Annotated in this window: 19 protein-coding genes; 3 read left to right on the top strand and 16 right to left on the bottom strand. The window is 38.8% G+C overall.

Annotation, left to right across the window (positions count from 1 at the left end):
- Positions 1-311: 311 nt before the first annotated feature.
- From O3793_RS07295 to O3793_RS07320, 6 genes are all read right to left on the bottom strand, one after another.
- Positions 312-1,826 carry a phosphomannomutase/phosphoglucomutase gene (locus O3793_RS07295; protein ID WP_371446451.1) on the bottom strand — a complete coding sequence of 505 codons (1,515 nt, stop codon included), beginning with the start codon at positions 1,824-1,826 and terminating at the stop codon, positions 312-314.
- Positions 1,827-1,961: 135 nt separating this feature from the next.
- Entirely contained in the window at positions 1,962-2,501 is a 540-nt protein-coding gene (locus O3793_RS07300) for a DUF402 domain-containing protein (RefSeq protein ID WP_048711662.1), read from the bottom strand.
- 118 nt (positions 2,502-2,619) lie between these two features.
- Entirely contained in the window at positions 2,620-3,792 is a 1,173-nt protein-coding gene (mutY, locus tag O3793_RS07305) for an A/G-specific adenine glycosylase (RefSeq protein WP_371446454.1), read from the bottom strand.
- Positions 3,783-4,598, bottom strand: coding sequence for a RecX family transcriptional regulator (locus O3793_RS07310; RefSeq protein WP_371446456.1), 816 nt, complete (start codon positions 4,596-4,598; stop codon positions 3,783-3,785). Before O3793_RS07310 ends, mutY begins: the two co-directional genes overlap by 10 nt.
- Before the next feature lie 136 nt (positions 4,599-4,734).
- Positions 4,735-7,440, bottom strand: coding sequence for a cation-translocating P-type ATPase (locus tag O3793_RS07315; protein WP_371446457.1), 2,706 nt, complete (start codon positions 7,438-7,440; stop codon positions 4,735-4,737).
- A 192-nt stretch (positions 7,441-7,632) separates the two neighbouring features.
- Complete coding sequence (locus O3793_RS07320; protein ID WP_371446459.1) at positions 7,633-8,856, bottom strand: PLP-dependent aminotransferase family protein; 1,224 nt, start codon at positions 8,854-8,856, stop codon at positions 7,633-7,635.
- A 100-nt stretch (positions 8,857-8,956) separates the two neighbouring features.
- Here O3793_RS07320 and O3793_RS07325 point away from each other — a divergent pair, with 100 nt between their 5' ends.
- Together O3793_RS07325 and O3793_RS07330 are read left to right on the top strand one after the other, a co-directional pair.
- Positions 8,957-9,805 carry a pyridoxamine kinase gene (locus O3793_RS07325; protein WP_371446461.1) on the top strand — a complete coding sequence of 283 codons (849 nt, stop codon included), beginning with the start codon at positions 8,957-8,959 and terminating at the stop codon, positions 9,803-9,805.
- Entirely contained in the window at positions 9,802-10,347 is a 546-nt protein-coding gene (locus O3793_RS07330; protein WP_371446463.1) for an ECF transporter S component, read from the top strand. Before O3793_RS07325 ends, O3793_RS07330 begins: the two co-directional genes overlap by 4 nt.
- Before the next feature lie 560 nt (positions 10,348-10,907).
- Here O3793_RS07330 and galE read toward each other — a convergent pair.
- The 8 genes from galE to O3793_RS07370 form a co-directional block, all read right to left on the bottom strand.
- Positions 10,908-11,915 (bottom strand): UDP-glucose 4-epimerase GalE, encoded by a 1,008-nt coding sequence (gene galE, locus O3793_RS07335; protein ID WP_371446465.1) that lies wholly within the window; start codon positions 11,913-11,915, stop codon positions 10,908-10,910.
- Between the two features lie 14 nt (positions 11,916-11,929).
- A complete protein-coding gene (gene map / locus O3793_RS07340; protein ID WP_048711976.1) occupies positions 11,930-12,703 on the bottom strand; it encodes a type I methionyl aminopeptidase in 774 nt (257 codons plus the stop codon).
- A 146-nt stretch (positions 12,704-12,849) separates the two neighbouring features.
- Positions 12,850-13,578 (bottom strand): LPXTG cell wall anchor domain-containing protein, encoded by a 729-nt coding sequence (locus tag O3793_RS07345; protein ID WP_371446467.1) that lies wholly within the window; start codon positions 13,576-13,578, stop codon positions 12,850-12,852.
- Between the two features lie 250 nt (positions 13,579-13,828).
- Positions 13,829-14,542: an LPXTG cell wall anchor domain-containing protein gene (locus O3793_RS07350; protein WP_371446468.1), complete on the bottom strand. Its 714-nt coding sequence runs from the start codon at positions 14,540-14,542 to the stop codon at positions 13,829-13,831.
- A 140-nt stretch (positions 14,543-14,682) separates the two neighbouring features.
- Positions 14,683-15,339 carry an LPXTG cell wall anchor domain-containing protein gene (locus tag O3793_RS07355; protein WP_371446470.1) on the bottom strand — a complete coding sequence of 219 codons (657 nt, stop codon included), beginning with the start codon at positions 15,337-15,339 and terminating at the stop codon, positions 14,683-14,685.
- Between the two features lie 172 nt (positions 15,340-15,511).
- The gene (locus tag O3793_RS07360) at positions 15,512-16,315 is read right to left on the bottom strand and encodes an LPXTG cell wall anchor domain-containing protein (protein ID WP_371446472.1); all 804 of its coding nucleotides are present in this window, start codon (positions 16,313-16,315) and stop codon (positions 15,512-15,514) included.
- Positions 16,316-17,416: 1,101 nt separating this feature from the next.
- A complete protein-coding gene (locus tag O3793_RS07365) occupies positions 17,417-19,222 on the bottom strand; it encodes an ABC transporter ATP-binding protein (RefSeq protein WP_371446474.1) in 1,806 nt (601 codons plus the stop codon).
- Positions 19,215-20,951, bottom strand: coding sequence for an ABC transporter ATP-binding protein (locus tag O3793_RS07370; protein ID WP_371446476.1), 1,737 nt, complete (start codon positions 20,949-20,951; stop codon positions 19,215-19,217). Before O3793_RS07370 ends, O3793_RS07365 begins: the two co-directional genes overlap by 8 nt.
- A 293-nt stretch (positions 20,952-21,244) precedes the next feature.
- Between O3793_RS07370 and thrC the strand changes: the two genes are divergently transcribed.
- The gene (thrC, locus tag O3793_RS07375) at positions 21,245-22,735 is read left to right on the top strand and encodes a threonine synthase (RefSeq protein ID WP_371446478.1); all 1,491 of its coding nucleotides are present in this window, start codon (positions 21,245-21,247) and stop codon (positions 22,733-22,735) included.
- Positions 22,736-22,784: 49 nt separating this feature from the next.
- Here the strand turns inward: thrC and O3793_RS07380 are convergent, their stop codons facing one another.
- Positions 22,785-23,534 (bottom strand): NADPH-dependent oxidoreductase, encoded by a 750-nt coding sequence (locus O3793_RS07380; RefSeq protein WP_371446480.1) that lies wholly within the window; start codon positions 23,532-23,534, stop codon positions 22,785-22,787.
- 55 nt (positions 23,535-23,589) lie between these two features.
- Positions 23,590-24,273, bottom strand: a complete 684-nt coding sequence (locus O3793_RS07385; RefSeq protein ID WP_371446482.1) for an adaptor protein MecA — start codon at positions 24,271-24,273, stop codon at positions 23,590-23,592.
- Between the last annotated feature and the right edge of the window lie 117 nt (positions 24,274-24,390).

A 24,390-nucleotide genomic window follows, 5' to 3' on the forward strand; every position in this document is an offset into this window, starting at 1 on the left:
GAGATAAGAAATTGTTGTTTCTTCATCAAAAGATGAAGTCCCTACACATTTGGTTTGTCTTCTTTGTTCAGTTTTCAAAGGTCAATCGTTGTTTTGCAACAACTTCTATATCCTATCATAGGACATTTTCACTGTCAACAGATTTCATTGAACTTTTTCAAAGTTTTTTGAAACTGTTTTATAAGCGAACGTTCGCTCAACAGTGATATTAATTTATCACAACCAAAGAAGGTTTGCAACTGAAAAGACGTAGAATTCTAAAAAAAATAATACAGTTCACAGAATCTGCAAACTGTATCTTTTTTAGAACGTTATTTTAGTAAAGCTTCGAGCTTATTTTGATTGATTTTTGGATAACGATTCATGATTTTTTGAATCGTTTCTAGAATCTTCTTTTGATATCCAACTAAATCATTTTCAATTTGAAGAACGAGCAATGGTTCATGTAAACTCATGCGTAACAATAACCATCCATCTCCGTACTCACCTTTGAAATCTATCCGAACTCCCTCTTCGTTTTCTGGATTTACGACCCAGTCTTGTGGAATCCACTGCGGAAATTCTTTAATAACTTCATTGCCATAAGTTTTGAAATCTTCTGTTTCAATCTTAAAGCGAACTTCAATAACTTCTTTTGGTTGTACTAATTGTTTGATTAAATAATCCAATGTTTCTCCGCGTTCAAGCAATCTTGGAAGAAGCATTAAAATCTTCGCCACTACATACGCGCCATCATCTAGGAAGTAATTTTCCTTAAAGGCTGCATGCCCACTTGTCTCAATCGCTAATTGACAATCTGTACCAGCCTTGTTTAACTCGATTGCTTTATTGATAACATTACGGTACCCAGAAATATAACGATATTGATGCCCACCTAGTTCTGTAATAAATCTCTTCAAATGTTCTGTAGTTGGCGAGTTCGTCACAATTGTTGTTCCCGGATGCTCACTAATAGCAATAACGCTAAGAACTGCAATCAAGTTATTTCTATTAAGTAATTCCCCGTTACCTGTTACGACTGCCGCTCTATCTACATCCGTATCAAAAATCACACCATAATCGGCACCGACCGCAAGCACCTGATTCTTAATACTTTCCATCGCTTCTTTATTATCTGGGTTTGGAATATGATTTGGGAAGGTACCATCAGGATCCAAGAACTGCGATCCTTGAGTGTTTGCTCCTAATACTTCAAGAACCTTTTCCGCATAGAAACCACCAGCACCATTTCCAGCGTCTACAATAATATGAAGACCTTCGAGCGGTTTTTCTTTCTCGCTACCGCTCCCTTTACGAATCAACTCTACCAAGTGACGGCTGTATCGTTCAAAAATACTTTTTACTTCTATAGTAGAAACAGGTACTTGGGGGACTTCTTCTTTCTCGTCTACTAAAGCAATGATGTCACGAATATCACTAGACTCTAATCCACCTTCACGTGTGAAGAATTTCAAACCATTATAGTAGAAAGGTAAATGACTAGCAGTAAACATCACGGTTGCGTCGCAGTTGAATTCTTCAAACTGCGTTGCCATAAACATACTTGGAGTTGTCGCCATTTCAAAATCAATTACGCGAACATCAAAAGCCGATAACACCTGAATAAATTCTCTTGTTAAGTCCGGGCCACTAATACGACTATCGCGCCCAATTCCAACGACTAATTCCGTAACATTTTTAGATGGATAACATTTCTGTAGCCATTTCACAAAAGCACTCGCGATTAAACGACTCTCTTCAACCGTTAACGTTGCATCAAACTCTTCGGTTTCAATAGCAATACCACGGATATCTGAACTTAGTTGTAACTCTTTGATTTTTGACATGGGAATCCCTCCTTAACTCTAGCCCTATTTTACCAAAAGCTCTTGTCTATTAATAGAAGGTTTTCAAAATTTACCCCACAAAAACAAAAAGCAAGCAGCCTTTGCTACTTGCTCTTTCAACTCAGCTATCATGAGTTATGATTTACGATAGGTTAATTGAATATATCTTTCATACCATAAATCGACATATTCAGGCGAGAACGGCCCTTTTTTGTTATTGATCCAATCCACAAGAATCTCAACGTTTGCCTTCAAGATTTGATCAATCTCTTTTGAATAATGCATTTGACGGCGATGCAATTCATATTCATCGACATCTAGCAATCTCTTTTCGCCATCCGGGAAAATCTTGATATCTAAATCGTAATCAATATATTTCAACGCTTCTGCATCTAACACATAAGGTGAAGCAAGATTACAATAGTAAGAAATTCCTTTTTGACGAATCATCGTTACGACATTGAACCAATAATGCTTATGGTAATACAATAACGCTGGCTCTCTCGTCAACCATCTTCTACCGTCGGACTCAGTCACAAGAGTATGATCATTGCAAGCGATAATTGCTTGATCGCTTGTCTTCAAAATCATGCTATCGCGCCAAGTGCGATGAAGACTACCATCATGTTTATAACTCTTGACAGTGATGAATTCTCCTTCTCTGGGATTCTGCACCACTATATCCAACTTTCTATATCTATTTAAGAGTAAACTCTTAGTTATTTCAAATCATTAGTAGTATAGCATATTTCTACCATTCTGTGAACAAAAATCAGATTAGCTGTGATTCTCCTTATAAAAGTTCTTGCGAAGCGAGTAATTCACACATCTTCCCTTGTACTCTTGAGAGTGGCAGTTGCGCCATCTCCTCTTTAGTAACCCATTGCAACGTACGTGTTGCATGCTGTTCTAATGTTCCCAAAAACGTTGCACATTGCAACTCAATATCCCAGCGTTGGTGACTGAAAATATGTTTCACTGTTTTCGGTAAAATGCGAGTTGGTTGAAGCTTCATTTTATAAAGACTTTCAAACTGAACTTCAAGCGGGATATTTTGGTTTATTTCATAAGTCGAATTTTCTTCGGCTACTCCTTCGAATAAATCAATCGATTCTCCCACCGTACTAAAATCACGAATCAGTGGAAAATGCCAAAAACCACTCAACAGGTCCGCTTGCGTATTCTTCTCTACTAAAAGACGTCCCTTTTCATCTTGAATAACAAACGCTCGCCATTTCATCGGTGTCGGTTTCTTTTTCGGCTTCTTAATTGGATAAATATGCATCGTTCCATTTTGATACGCCGCACTAAACTCTTTCACAGGGCTCTCTTCCGGGCGCGGATTCACCGGCGATTCGATATCTGAACCCAAATCCATCAAAGCCTGATTAAAGTCCCCTGGCCGGTCGGGGTCAATTAAAATTTCTGCAATTTCTTGGAACGCCCAACGATTGCTTGGGTTTCCAATATCTAAATTCACCTCAAACAAGCGACTAATCACACGCATCAAATTACCGTCCACTGCAGGTTCAGGTAATCCAAAAGCGATACTGGCGATTGCACCTGCCGTATAAGGTCCGATTCCTTTTAATGAGAGAATTCCTTCATAAGTATTCGGGAACACTCCGCCAAATTCTTCCATTATTTGTATCGCTGCTTTTTGCATATTGCGTACGCGCGAATAATAACCAAGACCTTCCCAACATTTTAACAGCAGCTCTTCGGGAGCCTCTGCTAAGTCTTTAACCGTTGGAAACGTCGCTAAGAATCGCTCGTAATACGGAATTACTGTATCCACTCGCGTTTGTTGAAGCATAATTTCACTCACCCAAATAGCATAAGGGTCAGTTGTTCTTCTCCAAGGTAAATCTCGTTTTTCTTTGTCATACCAATCGAGTAGCGTCTTTCTGAAACGCTCGATTTTCTTCTTGTCCCACATTTTTACGCCAATACCGGCTAAATCCATTCTGCTTTCTCCATTTCAAACTGCGCTATGGCCTGTTCAATCACACTAGAAGTAAATCCTTTTTGATACAACTTCCCTTTGATTTGATACCAGAGCGCCGATTCATTCTCTTCGTATTTTTTTGCGATGCGTCGGTAAATCGTCGCAATCTCTTTTACTGCTAATTCTGCTTCCATTTCACTTTGCGCTTCAAACGATAAAAACGGAACCACTTCTTCAGCGATTTCTTTCGAATACCCTTTTTGCATCACAAACACTTTTACTTTTTGCTTAGCTACTTTGGGTGTGACCCGCTTTTGCCCTTTTAAATATGACTGCGCAATTTGAATTGCATTTTCAAGTTGCTCTTTTAGCGTATAGCCTTCAAGCACTGTTTGAATGACCTTATCGCTAATCCCTTTCTTTTGCAAATCAAAAGCAACAGATTTCGGTCCTTTAAACGTCACAAACTTAGCTTGATTTAAGTAGCTTTCTGCATAAAACGTATCGTTAATAAAATTCTGCTCATGCAGCTTTCCAAGCACTTCATTAATAATATCTTCGTCAAATTCTAATTTTTCTAATTTTTCATAGACTTCTTTCGTTGAACGAAGCTTGAAATTCAAGAAATGTAACGCCTTTTGATAGGCTTGCTGAATACAATCATCATGCTGAATTTCATCAATTTGTTCTTTTGTTAATTCGGTTCCTTTAAACAAGGCATACTTTACAACCGTTGCCTCGTCGACACCAAACGCAAAAGCATCATTCAAATAAATATTGTAACGCCCTTTTTTCTTCTGCGCCTCAATTTTTGTAATGACCATACTCCCACACTCCATTCTACATAGAAATATTTTAGCAAAATACACAGTTGAATAAAAGCTAGACTCCCTACTTCTATTAATACATACGAAAAAAAGGCTCACACAAGGTGAACCTTTCTTCGTTATACTTATTAGATTAGTCTTTATCCATTCCCATTGCGCGCATAATTGCTTTTGCAATTTCTACGATTGGAACGATTGAGAATGCTGCACCAACTACGAACAACCATTGTTCAGCTGTAAGAATTGCTACATCAAATACAGTTGTTAATCCTGGAATCACCATTACGCTTAAAAGCATTACTGCTGATAATAGAATTGCGTAGTTGAACAACTTGTTCTTGAACGCGCCAACTGTGCCAAGTGATTTGTACACTGACTTCACGTTGAATGCGTGGAACAATTGGATTAAACCTAATGTTGCAAATGCCATTGTTTCCCCAACTGGGTTCCCCCAATTAGCAATATGAGTTGCATACCAGAATACAAATAATGTAATTCCACCTTCGAAGAAACCTTGGTAGAAGATACTTGGTAACACACCGTTTGATAAGAAGTTCGAACCCTTACCGCGTGGTGGGTGACTCATGATATCCGCTTCTGCTTCTTCAAGACCTAAAGCAATCGCTGGGAATACGTCTGTTACTAAGTTGATCCATAAGATATGGATTGGTTCTAGAATTGACCAACCAGCCATTGTTGCAACGAACATTGTCATTACTTCACCAAAGTTGGCAGATAGTAAGTATTGAACTGCTTTTTGGATATTCGCGAATACTTTACGTCCTTCTTCAACAGCTACGACGATTGTTTCGAAGTTGTCATCGGCTAGTACCATATCTGAAGCTCCTTTAGAAACCTCAGTACCTGTAATCCCCATACCAACACCGATATCGGCTTGTTTCAGTGAAGGAGCATCGTTTACTCCATCCCCTGTCATCGAAACAACTTTACCATTCTTTTGCCAAGCTTTTACGATACGAACTTTATGTTCTGGAGACACACGAGCGTATACAGAGTAAGTTTCAACAGTACGTTCTAATTCTTCATCAGAGATATCGTTTAATTCGCCACCAGTTAATACTCCATCTTCTTGATCTGGACGAAGGATACCTAAACGTTTTGCAATCGCTTGGGCTGTGTCACGGTGGTCCCCAGTAATCATAATTGTACGGATACCAGCTGATTGAGCTACTTTAATCGCAGCAGCTGCTTCCTTACGTTCTGGGTCAATCATCCCTACTAAACCAGCAAAGATTAAATCATGTTCGATTGAATCTGTGTCTACTGTTTCAGGAAGAGTATCGATCACTTTATATGCCATCGCTAACACACGAAGCGCTTGAGTGGCCATTTCTTTGTTTAATTTCATTAAGGTTGTGCGGTCATCTTCTGTAAACGTAGAAACCTCACCATGTTTTTCAATTTTCGTTACACGGTCTAATAACATATCTGGAGCACCTTTAGTGGCAACCAAATATTTACCGTCTTCTAATTGATGAATAGTAGTCATTAATTTACGTGTTGAGTCAAACGGAACTTCCGCAATACGTGGAATGTTTACTAACTCTTCACGTACATCATAGTTTTTATCAAGACCGAATTGAACCATTGCGGTTTCAGTTGGGTCCCCTAATAATGAGTTATCTTGAGAAATCTTAGTATCGTTGGCTAAGTTCATTACACGAAGCGCGATGTTGTCTTTAGAAATTTCTTCTGATGCATCATGAATTTCGTTGTTATAAACCATTTTTTCCACTGTCATTTGGTTGAGGGTTAATGTACCTGTTTTATCTGAACAGATAATTTCAACACCACCTAATGTTTCAACAGCTGGCAATTTACGAACAATCGCGTTACGTTGCGCCATTTTTTGAGTTCCTAATGCTAGGATAATTGTAGAAATGGCTGGTAACCCTTCTGGAATCGCAGCAACGGCAATCGCAATCGCTGTTAATAACATATGAGTCCATTCATTTCCTCTAAGCATACCTACCACGAAGATAATAACGGCAATCACTAAAATCATGATTGTTAGCCATTTACCAAGAGCATCTTGGTTTTCTTGAAGTGGCGTTTTACCTTCTTCAGTGTTCGCTAACATATTAGCGATTTTACCAACTTCTGTATTCATACCAGTACTTGTAACCACACCAACAGCACGGCCGTAAGTTACGTTTGTACTTGAGAACGCCATATTAGTACGATCTCCAATTCCCACTTCGTCTCCTGTAGGAATGACTAAGTCTTTATCAACAGGAACAGATTCCCCTGTTAATGCTGACTCTTCAATTTTCACTGTGTTTACTTCGAATAAACGCATATCCGCTGGCACAACATCCCCAGCTTCAAGAATAACAACGTCACCGACTACGATGTCTTCCCCTTTAATATGTTCCACGTGCCCATCACGTAAAACACTTGCTACAGGTGAAGCCATTTTCTTCAACGCTTCGATTGCTTCCTCGGCTTTAGACTCTTGGAAGACCCCTAGAACTGCGTTAAGCAATACTACTGCTAGGATGATAATTGCATCCGTTGGGTCTGGGTCACCTTGGTGAGCAAACATAGACACAACTGCCGCCACTAAAAGTACCAAAATCATGAAGTCTTTAAATTGATCTACGAATTTTTCTAATAGTGTTTTTTTCTTTCCTTCTTGTAACGTGTTTGCACCGTATTTTTCAAGTCTTGATGCAGCTTCTTGTGAGCTTAAACCAGAAGGACTTGATTGTACTTCTTTAAATACATCTTCTACAGACTGCAAATATACGTGTTTTGTTTGTTGTTCCAACAAAATACACTCCTTTTCTTTTCTATAAAAAGAGAGACTTATGCCCATCATCCTATTGATAACAAACATAAGTCTCACTGTTCAAGATAATACCAGCGAGAATTCGCTTGTTGTTGATATTATCGCAACGCTCGGTTGCCAGTTACTCCCTTATAGAGATTGATTAATGTTGTAGTTACTATACCAAATAAAAATGAGATTTGCAAATTTTTTAGTTAAATTGTTAACCTTTCTTTTTACCTAAATTTCGCGGATTTTAGCCAAATCCAACCGTTCCAATGATGGCGCATTTTTCGAGATAAAGTACTCATCAAGTGGTTTTGCTTTCAGGTTCATCGCTTGTAATTTGTCAGCCATCGTCGGCGTTTTCTTAAACACCAATTGCGTCCCATGAAGGATTCCTTCACTGACACCTGATGATAGAAGCCACTTCTTTGCGCGTTTACTTTTTTCAATATAATTTTCGACCATTTCCTTACGATGCTTCAAAAACATTCCATTTTCAATAAAAAGTGTAAATGTTTTTTGCATCATCACATTCGAATCGTAATCCATCCATAACTTCCGCATCGCAAAAGGTTCAACTAACTCTTTTGGTAACACTACAATTCCAATTTTCAAAGCTGAGAATAAAATGGACGAGAAAGATTTAACATAAATAACACGTCCGTCCATATCATAATAATGAAGCGGCGTCGCATTACCCTCGACAAAATCTGCCATGTAGTCATCTTCGATAATATACACTGAGTACTTGCTCGCTAGTTCCACAATTTTTTTCTTGGTAGCTTCACTGTAACTTCCACCAAGTGGATTATGAAAGCGGGAAATCGTATAAAATAGCGAAAACTCTCCACTCGCAAATAATTCCTCTAATCGGTTTAAATCAATTTCACCATCCATCTGACGTTCAATGGTTTCGTAAGGAATGTTCAAGTGCTTCACCAACTCATTCATCCTTGCATAAGTTGGTTGCTCCAGCAATACTTTTTTCCCCTGAATTAGTTGTAATAAAATATAGAGCGCTTGTTGCGTTCCAGTCGTTATGACCAATTGTTCCTTTGTAGCATACACCCCATACTCTTCTAAAATAGGCATTAATGCCTGAATCAATTCATCCATCCCAGAAGCTTGTTCTTCTTTTGTTAACTTTAAATCATGCGCACTGGCAAGCGATTGATTAAAACAGATACGCAAATCTTCAATCGGAAGTTGAGAATAGTCTTCTTCGAACTCCTCCAATGGCTTCGGCTCTGTATTTTTCAGTACATAATAGCCACTTTTTTCTCTCGAATAAATAAAACTTTCATCTTTTAAACTACGCAAGGCTCTTTGTACGGTATCCTTATTTACTCCGTAGGTTGCGACTAGTTCACGTACAGAAGGAAGTTTATCCCCTTTTTGTAGATTTCCACTTAATATTTCCTCTTTTAATGCATTTGCTAATTGCTGATATTGATACATGACACACCTCCACTGTACCGGTACAGTTTGCTTTCATCCCTATTGTATCCTCACCTGTCCCGTTTTACAATACAGATACATTGAAACTCGAGGAATAGATATGAAAAAAATATTAATCGCAAACGACTTACCTGGAATTGGCAAAGTCGCACTCGCTCCCGCTATCCCGATTTTTGCTTGTTGTCAAATTGAAACGATGCTCCTGCCTACGGTGCTCCTTTCATCTCATACAGGCGGCTTCAAAAATATCGCGATTTCGGAGCAAACCGAATTTATGAAGCAATCTTTAAAACAATGGCAAGAATTGGAATTAAAACCAGATGCTGTTTTGACAGGATATTTTCGAAATGCGGAACAAATTGAATTAATGATGGATACTATTGAAAAACTGCCTGAATCTACACAAGTTTTTGTCGATCCGATTATAGCGGATAACGGAAAACTGTATAGCGGATTTACACATGAACACGTTGAAGCGATGAGAAAACTCATCCAACATGCTCAAGTGATTTATCCAAATATTACAGAAGCTTGTCTTTTGACAGATATGACCTATCCAACCGGGAAAATCACGATGGACTTTACAAGGGAGTTAGCTAAGAAACTAGCCGAACTTGGACCAGAACATATCATTATTACGGGATGCCCTGATAGCGAAGAGTTAACAGGTGTTCAACTTTATACCAAAGAGACGGATTCATTCTTTGATTTCTATAAAACAAAGTATCCGCATCATTTTTACGGAACAGGCGATACCCTCGCCGCTCTTGCGACTGCATGCATCCTACAAGGATTGCCTATAGAAGACGCACTATCATTCACATTACAATTTATCGACGAAGTGCTTCAATTAGGTAGCCAACAACCTGAACAAATTCCATTTGGCCTTCCAATCGAGAAAAAACTTGGAATGCTTACAACAAAATTTACTATTGAGGTGTCATTATGAAAAATACAGATTTAAGAGATTTAGTTCAAACAAGCTTATTCGCAGCTTTAATTTATTTGGGAGTTAGCGTCTTTAGAATCCCAATGCCATTCACAACACAGTTCGTTCATTTCGGAAACGCGCTTGTAGTCATTGGATGCTTACTTTTCGGAACAAAACAAGGAGCAATCGCCGCTTCAATCGGTCTTGGGCTTTTCGACATCCTTAACAATTACGCCGATGTTGCTTGGTTAACGATTCTTGAATCATTAATCGTCTGCTATGTAATCCATCTTGTATACGAAAAAGCAATGAATAAAAACGACAAAATCACGAACATTATCACAGTCGGTGTTATTGCTGCCATTGTAAAAATCATTCTCAATATCCTTAAATACACATTCTTACGAGGAATGATTGTCGGCGGCCTTGCATTAGAACCTGCATTCCTTCAAGCCATTAATAAAATTACAGGAACGTTTGGGTCAGCTATTTTCACAGTAGTCGCAGTTCCAATCGTTTACCCACTCTTCAAAGAAGCACTAAAACGAGTAAGAAAATAGACAAAACAGCTATTACGATCGAATTCGTAATAGCTGTTTCTTTTTCCCTCTATAGAAGGTTATTAGAACTCCAAAGTTTTTTCAGCACTATTTCCCTTCTCTCCACAGAAGGTTACTAGAAAAATAGTGCAAATCAAATAAAACTCCTCGGGGTTATTGTGGCAATAGTAGGAAATCATAACCAATGTGAATTAGGGAGAGTTGCGATTTATTCGCTACTCTCCCTTTGAAGCTTGGTAGGCTTGAGACCTCAGGCTCAAGCCGGTATCCTACTATTCTTGCCACAATAACAACTCCAGCAAAGTCTTAGCACCATTCCTCTCCCCACCACAGAGGGTTATTAGAAATATGCAAAAAAGAACTCCTTGGAGTTATTATGGCAATGGTAGGGAATCATAACCAATGTGAATTAGGGAGAGTTGCGATTACTCGCTACTCTCCCTTTGAAGCTTGGTAAGCTTGAGACCTTAGGCTCAAGCTGGTATCCTACCATTTCTGCCATAATAACAACTCCAAAGGAGTTCTTTTAATTCTTTTTTCAGCGGTATTAAAAAGTATTTCTAATAGCCCTCTGGATTTTTCTTTTGCCAGTTCCATGAGTCGCGAACCATATCGTTTAAATTCTTTTCTGCTACCCATCCTAGCACTTCTTTTGCTTTAGAAGCATCCGCATAACAAGTTGCGATATCCCCTGCACGACGAGGTGCAATTTTATAAGGAATATCCACTCCGTTTTCTGAGATAAATGCTTTCACTAAATCTAATACACTATATCCAATACCAGTTCCTAAGTTAAAGACTTTTGCACCTTTTTGAGCGGCGTTGTTTTTAACCGCAAGCACGTGCCCACGAGCTAAGTCAACAACGTGGATGTAGTCACGCACACCAGTACCATCATGTGTATCATAGTCGTCTCCAAACACACTTAAGAATTCACGTTTACCAACAGCTACTTGAGTGATATATGGCATTAAGTTATTTGGAATGCCATTTGGCGCTTCTCCAATTAAACCACTTTCATGCGCTCCGATTGGGTTGAAGTAACGTAGGTTTGTGACTGACCAGTCGCTATCTGAGAAAGCAACGTCATTCAAGATTTGTTCAAGCATTACTTTTGTATAACCATAAGGGTTTGTAGCGCTTGTTGGCATTTCTTCTTTAAAAGGAACGACATTATTCATACCGTATACTGTTGCACTTGAACTGAATACGATATCCTTTACATTAAATTGACGCATTACGTCTAATAACACTAATGTTCCTGTAATATTGTTGTGGTAGTATTCTAGAGGTTTTTCAACAGACTCTCCCACAGCCTTGAAACCTGCGAAATGAATCACTGAATCGATATTTTCTTTTTCAAAAACCGTTACTAAGAAATCACGATCAAGAATATCTCCTTCATATAGAGGGAAATCTTTTCCTGTGATTGTTTTTAAACGGTTCAATACTTCAGGAGAACTGTTAGAAAAGTTGTCAACGATAACAACCTCATATCCAGCTTTATCTAATTCGATAACTGTATGAGAACCAATATACCCTGCTCCACCTGTTACTAAAATTGCCATTTTTGCTTCCTCCCTTAGTTCAACACGTCTGCCGCGTGATCTTTTTGTAATGTTAAAATACGCGGACCATCTTTTGTAATAGCTAATGTATGTTCAAATTGGCAGCTTAGTCCACCATCTAATGTATGAGCTGTCCAACCATTACTTTCCATTTCTGCTTTCCAAGTACCAGTATTCACCATCGGTTCAATAGTGATGACCATCCCCTCTTTCAAGCGAAGGCCTTTTCCAGGTTCGCCGTAGTGAGGAACTGCTGGGCTCTCGTGAATCGTTGGTCCAATTCCGTGTCCAATAAAGTCACGAACAACCGATAACCCTTCACTCTCAACATAAGTTTGAATCGCATGACCGATGTCCCCAATACGATTGCCAACTTTTGCTTGTTGAATCCCTAAATATAAAGCTTTCTTTGTTACTTCATATAAATGGTCAATTTCTGGAGTACTTTCTCCAACAATATAGCTCCAGCAAGAGTCTGATAAAGCGCCTTTAAGTTCCACACAGAAATCCACTTTTACCAAATCTCCTGATTTTAACGGTTTACGACGTGGGAACCCGTGACAGATTTCATCATTAATACTTTCGCAAGTTGCGTATTTATATCCCTCGTATCCAATTTGCGGTGCTGAACCCCCCGCTTCTTCGATTTTCTTTTGTACAAATTGATCGATGTCCCAAGTAGTGACACCCGGTTTAATAAAATCACGAAGTTGCACGTGAATGGATGCTAACAGTGCACCTGATTCTTCCATTGCGTCAATTTCGCGTTTTGATTTTAATGTAATCATGAAATAAACTCATCCTTTCTAGTCTCCCCGTCATTATAGCATAGAACAAATATAAAGAGAAAGAGCCTAGACCGAAATGTTAAGAGAGTCTTAATCAAAAAAGACCGACAAAGTCACCTTTGTCAGTCTTCGTATTCCCTCTTATATTATAAGTGGTCTGTTGGCGCTACTGTAATTGGCTCAACGGATTGAGTCGCTGCTGTTTCTGTTGTTGGTTCAGCAGTTGTTGATTCAGTAGTCGTTGTTGTAGTTGTCACAGTCGTTGTTGTTTCAACAGTTATTGTAGCTTCTTCTGGTGTAACCACTTCTTCATTTGCCGCAGCTTCAGTAGTCGTTGTAGCTTCAGTAGTCGTTGCTGCTTCAGTAGTCGTTGTTGCTTCAGTAGTCATTGAAACATCTTCACGAATATATCCTACATATCGATAACAACTCATGTCGATTAGACTTTGTTCATATGGAGTTGCTGCAGAAACTGAAGTTGTTGCTGCCACTGTCCCCGCTGCTACTAATCCAATCATTAAGATTGTTTTCTTATCTTTCTTATTTGATACTACAAAGTAAGCTGCTCCTGATAATGATACGATACCAAAAACCGCTAGAATTGTTGTCGAAGATGACCCCGTATTTGGTAAAGTGTCGCCTAATGGGCATTTTCCTTTATCCAATTCATAAACGTATAATGTCGCTTGCCCAGCTTGTGCAGGCGCAGTTGGTTCTCCTGGTTGAATTGCCTCACGTTGTTCTTTTGTTAAATCAGCAATATTTACTGATTGTACTTCAGGAGTCTCAGCATTCGCTACTTTAGAAGCGGACATTCCAACAAAAGCAAATAACATCATAACTACAGCACATAGTTTTAACCATTTGTTTTTCATCTGATTTTCCCTCCTTAATTTTTATGTTTAAATTATAATGTTTATTTGAAGAAATTTCAAACATTTTCCATCTTCTTATATACTTTTTAACATATTTATAGCTTTTTTCCCTCAAAAGGAACTTTTTAGGAACGTTTATTTCCAAATATTTCCGTTTTTCGTTCGGTGGTAATCCGATGTTTTTTGTACTTATTTCCATGTTTCTACATAAAAAAAGACCGAAGAATATATCTTCGATCTTTGATGATTTCTATAAACGATCCGTTGGCGCCACTGTATAAGCTTCTGTCGAAGTTGTTGCCATCGTTTGAGTAGTCGGCTCTTCTGTCGTTGTAGTTTGGGTTGTTGTCGTTTCTTCTGTCGTCGTTGTTGGTTCTTCCGTTGTCGTTTCAGTCGTTGTTGTTGCTTCTGTTGTCACAACAGTTGTCGTCGAACCTGCTGTCGTTGTTTCTTCTGAAATATAGAATCCAACGTAGTCATAACAATCAATCTCCTCAGGGTCTAAGTTCATTTGTTCAATGATTTGACCTAAGATTGAGCTGTCCGCTGCTAAAACCTCTCCTTGGAAAGCAAAGAATGTTCCTAAGCCACCAAGTACTAAAACTGTTTTAGCAATGTTGCGCATCTTGTTTGATTTCACTAAGTACAGACCACCTGCTACTAATACGACTGCAAAAACTGCTGAAACAGTGTTTGCGACTGTACCAGTATTTGGTAATTCTGGACCTCGCTTTGGAATCGATACACCACAAGTATTATTCTTTCTATATACATAAACCGCATGCGAGCCATCTTTCAAATCAGCCTCAGTTGGTTTCCCTTGTTTAATTTCTTTTCTAACGTTTTCAGTTGTTTTGTCATAATCCACATAGTGCACTGTTGCTGCTTGAGCAGTTGAAGATACAGTTACACCGATTGTTAAAGTGATTAAAGTTGCTATAATTAATTTTATTGATTTTTTCAAACAATCCATACCCCCTTATTTTTTTATAACAGATATTTTACTGTATCTATTTTTAGATTGCAAAAGTGTAGCTCGAATTTTAGCCCGACTTTTGTCACTTAAGAGGAAATTTTCGAAAACTTCCGCAACTTTAACGACTCTTAAATATGATCAGTTGGTACTACCGTATACGTTTGTTCAGTTGTTGTTTCTTCAGTAGTCGTCGTTTCTGTTGTCGTTTCTGTTGTCGTTTCTGTTGTCGTTTCTGTTGTCGTCTCTGTCGTCGTTGTTATCTGTTCTTCTGTAGTTGTTTCACTTGTAGTTACTTCCGCAGTTGTCGATGCTTCTGTTGTTGTCGTCGTACTATTTTCACGAATATAACCAATATAAATAGTACAATCTTCTTCCACAAATGATGCCCCTGCAGAAACTAAACTTGTGCTTGCTGCAACTCCAGATAATACTAATCCTACGATTAAGATGAATTTCTTCCCGTTTTTATTAGATACTAGGAAATACCCAGCACCCGTCAGCGCTAAGATTCCTAAACTCACCATAATCATCGTAGAGTTTGTTCCTGTTTTTGGTAATTGACACACTTCTTTATTGTAATCATATACGAGAATAATGCGTTCTCCATCAAGCAATTCATAATTCGGTTCGCCCTTTTGAATGGCTTCTTTCTGTTGTGGAGTTAAATCAGTATATTGAACAGTGATTACATCTGGATGTGTTGCTTCAGCGATGCTAGTTGTATTGAATCCAAAAATCCCAAACAACATAATCATTGCTGCTAGTCGTAAAGCTATTTTCTTCATACACACCTTCCTCACCTATTTAGTAATATGCCTTCATTATCACATAACTTTCCTCGAAACACAATTCATCCCCGTGTAAATTCACAAACTTTTCAAAGTTACTCTTCCCTGTCTTTAGGAACAAACAAAAAAACTGGCGAAGTTTCCTTCACCAGTTTCGTTTCATATTGAATTATAAATGATCAGACGGAAATACATCAGCACTACCAATTTCTGTAGTAGAAGCTGTTGTTGATTCAGTAGTCGTAGTTGACTCTGTAGTAGTTGTTGATTCTGTAGTAGTTGTTGATTCTGTTGTTGTAGTAGATTCTGTTGTTGTAGTAGACTCTGTAGTAGTTGTCGATTCTGTTGTTGTAGTAGACTCTGTTGTTGATTCAGTAGTCTCTTCTGTTGTTGTAGTTGCTTCAGTTGATTCAGTAGTCTCTTCTGTTGTTGTAGTTGCTTCAGTTGATTCTACCGTTGTAGCTTCTGTAGTTGATTCTGCTGAAGTTGTTGACTCAATTGTTGTTTCAACTGATTCATTGATGAATCCTACATATTTATAACAGCTATCGTCCGATAAAGTTTCATTTGCAGATACAACTGATGTTGCAGCAACTGCTCCTGATAATACAAGACCTGCCATTAATACCATCTTCTTACCATTTTTGTTTGATACTAAGAAGTATGCAGCACCTGTTAAAGCTACGATTCCAGCAACCATCATCATTGCTTGAGAACCTGTACCAGTTTCTGGTAATGTCGGCGCTAATTGACATGCGTTTTTGTCGTACGCATAGACTAATAAAGTACGTTCGCCTTCTTTTGCTGGAGTAGGTTGACCTGGTTGAATCGCCTCACGTTGTTCTTTTGTTAAATCAGCGATATTTACAGTAACAACTTCTGGAGCTGCCGCTTGCGCTACTGTATTTGAGAATAGCCCTACTAGACCTAATAAAGTTACAATCACTAATAATTTTGCAGATAATTTTTTCATTCATATCTTCCTTTCTATCTTTACTGCCGAAATATAGTATCATACCTAAAAATCATTTGTAAATAATTTCCTCTCTCAAGCATAAATTTACATTTTCACAATGTATAATATAGATTACAAAACGTCGAATTCATCTATAATTAAGCCCTTTCAACGTATTTTTTCAAAAATAATTCACCAAATTCACAAGCGACTCCTTCTACTTTTCTATTTAAACATAACTACACACTGGCAAATCGCATTTCATTTGTACAAAAGAAAAAAGAGAGCTTCGGATTGAAATGCATTCAAAGAATGTCTCTTTACGGGTGTCTTTATTCGCATAAAAACTATATACAGCACAAATCTATTTCTAAAATAAAAATACTGCGACCTTTCGGACTTTATAATAGCAGTAATGGGAAAGAGCAACCGATGTGAAATAGAGGGAGTATGGAATTTATTCCCTACTCCCTCTTTGAAGCTCGGTAGTGATTGAGACTATAGGCTCAATCCGGTGCCTCATTACAGCTATTATAAGAACGTCCGTAGTCTTTTCTCACACTACAACTATACATAGCCAAATCGTATTTCATTTGTACAAAAAAGAGACCTTCGGATTGAAATGCATCCAAATAGCGTCTCTTTTTAGGTGTCTTTATTCGCATTAAAACTATATACAGCACAAATCTATTTCTAAAATAAAATACTGCGACCTTTCGGACTTTATAATAGCAGTAAATGGGAAAGAGCAACCGATGTGAAATAGAGGGAGTAAGGAATTTATTCCCTACTCCCTCTTTGAAGCTCGGTAGTGATTGAGACTCTAGGCTCAATCCAGTGCCTCATTACAGCTATTATAAAAATGTCCGTAGTCTTTTCTCACACTACAACTATACAAAATCAAATCGTATTTCGTTTGTACAAAAGAAAAAAGAGACCTTCGGATTTTATAGTGACAACAATAGCGAGTGTAATTGATTCGAATTACTGACGCTAAGGATGTTAGTCCCTAGCGTCAGTTTGAGAATCGATAGGAAGTGAGACTCTAGGCTCACTCCGGTACAGCTATTGTAGTTACTATAAAAATATCCGAAGGATCTCTTTTCTATTATTTGTGTACTAATCGAGTTCGATTTGGCCTGTGTATAGTTTGTAGTAGATTCCGCGTTTGTCCATAAGACTCTCATGGTCTCCGCGTTCGATAATCTCACCGTGATCCATTACCATAATCACATCTGAATTACGAATCGTAGACAAACGGTGGGCAATTACAAATGAAGTACGACCTTCCATCAATTGATCCATACCACGTGAAATCAACGCTTCTGTATGGCTATCGATCGAACTTGTTGCTTCATCGAGAATTAATACTTTAGGGTTCGCAACAGCAGCACGCGCAATTGCGAGTAATTGACGTTGCCCTTGAGACAAGCCTTCGCCGTCTCCTGTAATTTCTGTTTGGTATCCTTGTGGCAGACGTTTGATAAAGCTGTGGGCGTTCGCAAGTTTCGCCGCCTTAATCACTTCATCATCAGTCGCATCCAAGTTCCCGTAGCGAATATTATCCGCAATCGTTCCAGTAAATAAATGCGTATCTTGCAATACAATCGAAATTGTCTTACGCAAGTCATCTTTCTTAATCTTCGTAACTGGAATCTCATCAAATGTAATGACCCCAGAATCGATTTCGTAGAAACGGTTGATTAAGTTTGTGATGGTTGTTTTACCAGCACCAGTCGCCCCAACAAAGGCTACCTTCAATCCTGGTTCAGCCCAAACATTGATATCTTTTAAGATACGCACACCTGGCACATAGCCAAAGTCAACATTGTGTAGTTGGATGTTTCCAACAACTGGAATACGTTTCTCACCATCCACCCAGTACCATTGTTTTGGATCGCGTTGGTCCAAAGTAACCGTTCCTTCATCGACTTCAGGTTTTTCACGAAGAATGGCAAAGATACGTTCAGCCCCTGCCATCGCACTAAGCAGTACGTTCATTTGTTGAGACATTTGAGCAAGTGGTTGCGCGAATGTTCTTGAAAATTGTAGGAATGAGGCAAGTCCCCCGATATCCATCCAATTAATAATCACTAAGTATCCACCAACCGCTGCTGTAATCGCATAGTTCACGTAACTGATATTTCCTAAAATTGGGAACATGATAGTTGAATAAAATTGTGCGTTATTTGCAGCTTCTTGAAGTTCAGTGTTGAGTTTATTGAATTCATCAAGTACTTTATGTTCGTGGTTAAATACTTTAACGACTTTTTGTCCTTCAATATGCTCTTCCACGAATCCATTCACTTGTCCAAGAATCGCTTGTTGAGCAGCGAATTGTTTCCCAGATTTTGCACCTAATTTCTTCACGATTTGGAACATCAAGAATACCATCGCAATTAGAAGCACTGTTAAGACTGGCGAAAGAATCACCATCATCACAAATGTCAATACTAATTGAAGCGTTGAGCTGATAATCATTAACATACTGTTGTTAAACGCATTTTGAATATTTTCAAAGTCGTTTGTAAAGCGAGACATTAAGTCCCCGTGCTTATTCGTATCAAAGAAACGAATTGGCAAGCTTTGAATATGGTTGAATAAATCTGCACGCATTTTTTCGATAGTATTTTGTCCAACTGTTACCATTAAACGTGCTGAGAAGTAGCTGGCTGTTGCTCCTAGTACATACACAATAGCGATAAAGCCGAGCATTTTTGCTAGCCCCGCTAAGTCACCCGTAGCGATAAAATCATTGATTAACGGACGAATCGCATATGTCCCGATAATTCCGGATGCACTTGAAACGATTAAGCAGACCACAACGACTGCAAGAGTCCATTTACTCTTCCATAAATAACCCCATAAGTCTGCCAAAGTTTGTTTCATATTTTCTGGACGTTTTGGCCCTTTATGTTTACTCATCTCCTTTGGCTCCTTTCATTTGGGTTTCGTAAATATCACGATACAAGTCATTTGTTTCCATTAACTCTTCGTGTGTTCCGAGTCCATTCACTTTACCATCATCTAATACAAGAATATTGTCGGCCCCTTGGATAGATGAAATACGTTGCGCGATAATAATCACCGTTGTATCTGGTAAATGGTTAAAGAACGCTTCACGGATTTTCGAGTCAGTGGCTGTATCCACTGCTGAAGTTGAATCGTCTAGAATTAACACGGCTGGCTTACGTAACATCGCACGAGCAATTGTAAGACGTTGTTTTTGTCCACCAGAAAAGTTTGACCCTCCTTGTTCCACATGAGTGTCATATCCATCTGGCATTTCCATAATAAAGTCATGAGCTTGAGCGTGTTTCGCCGCTTGCATCATCTCTTCTTCTGTAGCGTCTGGATTTCCCCATAAGAGGTTCTCACGAATCGTTCCAGAGAATAACGTGTTCTTTTGTAATACCATCGATACGTTTTGACGTAAATCTGCAAAACGATAGTCGCGAACATCATGTCCACCAACACGAACCGTACCAGCAGTTGTGTCATAGAGTCGAGGAATCAACTGCACAAGAGAAGATTTCCCTGAACCTGTTGGCCCGATAATCCCGAACACCTCACCTGGTTTAATCTTAAAGCTGATATCGCTTAACACTTCTTCATCTTGTTGTTTCCCATAAGAGAAATGAACATGGTCGAATTCTACTTCCCCATAGACTTTGTCCACAGTGATTGGATATTCTGGTTCTTCTACATCGATATTTGTATCTAATACTTCGAAGATACGGTCCATCGACGCTTTTGTCATTGTCAACATGACAAATACGAATGAAATCATCATAAGGGACATCAAGATTTGTGTAATATAAGAAATGAAACTAATAAGGTCCCCTGTTGTCATCGTTCCGCTGATAACAAGACCACCACCGAACCACATCACTGCAATCGTTACAGCATAAATCGTTAACTGCATGATTGGGTTGTTCCACATTACGACATACATCGCATGTAGGGCACGTTCTCTAAAGGTAGAGTTTTCTTTACCGAATTTTTTCTTTTCGAACGTTTCACGTACGAATGATTTTACAACGCGAATGCCGATAAAGTTTTCTTGAAGTGTACGGTTGATGCCGTCTGTTGCTTGTTGTAATTTTCTAAAGCGAGGAAAGGCTGTAGAAATGATTAACGCTAATGAAAGGACTAAGATTGGTACAGCTACCATGAATACAAGAGATAATTGCGCATTGATACTTACCGCAAAGAAGATGGCGAAGATAAACATCATTGGCGCACGCGCTAAAATACGCATCGTCATAATGGCTGTATTTTGAATGTTGTTAACGTCACTTGTCATACGCGTAATTAAAGAAGCATTTGAGAAATGATCGATGTTCTTAAATGAGAAGGCTTGAATCTTCTTCATCTCAGCAGAACGTAACTCTGCTGCTACTCCAGTTCCGGCAATCGATGCAAATTTTGCACCTAGAACTCCGGCTGAAAGAGACACAATCGCAACTAGAACCATAATCAATCCTTGTTGCACAATATAGCCCAAGTCTTTATTTGGAATCCCTTCGTCGATAATTTGCTTCATAATAATCGGTTGCGCTACTTCACAGAGCACCTCGATTAAGATGGCAAAAAACGCTAAGAAAGGATATTTTTTATACTTACTAAAAAACGGAATAATCTGTTTTAGCATTTTTTCACTCCTTTTTAATGATTTTTGATAATAAAAAACTGCCCTTGAGTTCCTCTCAAAGACAAGCAATTAGCTACGAATTACTATATTCAGTTTAACAATCTTTCTATTGGTTTTCAATAGATTGCCCTTCAAAATTTAATTGAATTTTCATTTTTACTTTACAATCTTTTCTGCTTATGCAACGAATACTAGCTTCAACTTTTACACTTCGAATGTGCCTGTGTTTTGTGTTTAGACCGCGATTTATGGTACAATGAGCGCAACGAAATTTTAGAAAGCGAGGGACTCAAGTGTCCACAATTCAATACATTAGTACACGAGACACAAACAACCGCGTTACAGCTTCGCAAGCCATTTTAAAAGGAATTGCTGAAGACGGTGGTTTATATGTACCAACTGCCCTCCCAGAAGTAACTCTAGACTGGGAAGTGTTAAAAACGCAAAGCTATCAAGAAATTGCCATTGAAATTTTATCTGCATTTTTAACAGATTTTACAAAAGAAGAAATTACAAACTGCGTGCATTCCGCATATGATACAACATTTGATACAAAAGAAATCGCACCAGTGAAGAAAGTTGGCGACCGTCATTTCATGGAACTCTTCCACGGAAGAACTATCGCCTTCAAGGATATGGCGCTATCCATCTTGCCATACTTACTTACAACTGCAGCAAAGAAAAACAAATCTGACAAAGAAATCGTGATTCTAACAGCGACATCAGGAGACACTGGTAAAGCTGCCCTTGCAGGATTTGCGGATGTACCTCACACAAACATCATCGTCTTCTATCCAAAAGGTGGCGTAAGCACCATCCAAGAACGCCAAATGGTCACACAAGCAGGCGACAACACATTTGTTTATGGTGTAGAAGGAAACTTCGATGACGCGCAAACAAAAGTCAAAGAGTTATTTGCGGATAAAGAACTAAACGCAACACTTGCAGAAAAAGGATTCCAATTCTCTTCTGCAAACTCGATTAACATCGGACGTCTTTGCCCACAAATCGTGTACTACGTATTCGCGTATGCGCAATTAGTGAAAGACGGCACTCTAGCAATTGGTTCCCCAATGAATGTGGTCGTTCCAACTGGTAACTTTGGTAACATTCTAGCAGCCTACTACGCGAAAGGTATCGGTGTTCCAATCAATAAACTCATCTGTGCTTCAAACGAAAATGATGTGCTTGTTGATTTCTTCCAAACAGGAACATACAACCGACTACGTGAATTCCAATTAACAAGTTCTCCAAGTATGGATATTCTTGTTTCAAGTAACCTTGAGCGTTTCGTCTTCGAATTAACAGGACGTAGCTCGAAGGAAACAAACGCACTGATGACTTCTCTAAAAGAAAACGGAAGCTACTCTGTTCCGAATACAGATACACCTCTATTCCAACAATTTTACGGAAACCGTGCCAGCCAAGAAGAAACAGCTCAAACGATTCATGATGTATTTAAGAGAGAGCACTACTTATTAGATCCACACACTGCAGTCGCAGACGCTGTGTATACGAAATATAAGAAAGAAACAGGAGACTTAACTCCTACGGTGGTAGTATCGACTGCTAGTCCATACAAATTCCCACAAAGCGTTCTTTCAGCTCTGGACGTGGATACGAATCAATCTGACGCAGAACTCATGGATGCGATTCAACAAGAAAGCGGCATTGCCATTCCAACAGCTGTCACAAGCGTATTGGATGCGCCAATCCGTCATACAAAAGTTCTTTCAATCGAAGGCATGAAACAATCAGTCCTTGATTCATTAAACATTCAATAAAACAAAAAAGACAAGAAACCGTTGAAACGACGATTTCTTGTCTTCTTTTTTATTCTTCTGTTAGGAACCCTTGTGCTTTTAGTACATCGAACATGTCCGCACGTTTTGCACCAAGCGTATGATATTTCGTAGAAACTTGTTTTGTAAAAGCATCTACACGTCGGTTAGCATCACGAAGATCGTAATATTCTGTCACTGTCGCATCATACTCTTTCAACTCTTCTAATGGATTCTCCAGTTCACGGTATCCATTTTCCATATGAATGACTTCTTTTGGAAGGCGTGGTTTTAGTTGTGGTTCTTGGGAGGGCCAACCCACAGCTAATCCGATTGCTGGGTAAGTGTATTTTGGTAAATTTAGTAACTCAACAATTTTTGCTGTGTCGTTAAAGAAACTTCCTAGATAAACAGTCCCCATCCCTAGAGATTCTGCTGCTACAACCACATTTTGCGCTGCAATCACCGCATCTGTTAGTCCTGATACGAAACGGTCTGCGCTCCCTTGAACGCCTACTTCTTGTCCTAAGGCTTTTGCAATTTCAGTGTTACGACGTTGGTCCACCACGAATACAAATAGATGTCCGTTGTTAGCCACATAAGGTTGCCCACTCACAGCAGCCAACTCTTTCTTTAATGCTGGATCCGTCACACTAATAATCGAATAGGCTTGTAAGTACATACTTGAAGCTGTTCTTTGCGCTACTTCTACAAGTAAATCCACTTCCTCTTTTGTTAAAGGTCTGTCTTCAAACGCACGAATTGTACGGTGATTGAGTTGTGTTTTGATGGTTTCATTCATTTTGATTACTCCTTTGTATCAAAAAAAGAGTCGACTGCTCAACTCTTTTTGTTTTTTAGAAATATTGTTTACCTGTTTCCAAGGCTGCTTCTGGCATAATCACTTCGCCGTATTCTTTTAATACTTCCCATGAAATTCTTGAGAACTCGGCGTACTCACGAATAAGCGCCATTTTTGAAGCCACTTCTTCTGGTTTTTCCACTTGATGGAAAACGTGTAAGAAGTAGTGTCCGCTGTAACGGTAAAGAACCGATTGGTCGAATTCGCCTGATGCTTCTTTTGCCATTGAGACAAAATCTTCGAAGTCTTCAAAGACGACTGTCACATCGATTGGTTTCAATGTTGAAGATTTATCTTCCGTATTAATGACTGGTTTTGGAGAAATTTTACCTTCTTCTTTATCCTCTTTACGCTTCTTCCCGATACGGTCTGTTAGAGAATGTTGAATCGTATCCACGATATTGCGCACCATACGCTCGTCTGTCGATTCATCTCCCATGTCCACAATACGTGTGACATAGAGTTCTAGACCGTCTGGATTTGGCATGATTTGGAAGCTCAAACCGTCTGAATCTTCGAATTGATTCAAGACACCCATCTCCTCTAAAATACTATGGAAAAAGCCTTCGATTTCGCCTGGATTTCCAAGTAATTCAGGTATTGATGTACCACGGTCGATTAGATCTTGGTTCTCGATACGCAACAAGAATGTATCGTCGTTAATGCGTTCCATTTCCATAATATTCACCCCTTTTTACCTTATCCATCTATTCTAGACCAAACCTGACAAAAATAAAAGAAATACGATTGGAATACGAATTGGTTGGTGCTTAGTGCTTGTTGAAACAAAGCTTTG

Origin of the sequence: Granulicatella sp. 20925_1_28 (genome assembly GCF_041433575.1) — a bacterium.
Classification (GTDB): Bacteria; Bacillota; Bacilli; order Lactobacillales; family Aerococcaceae; genus Granulicatella.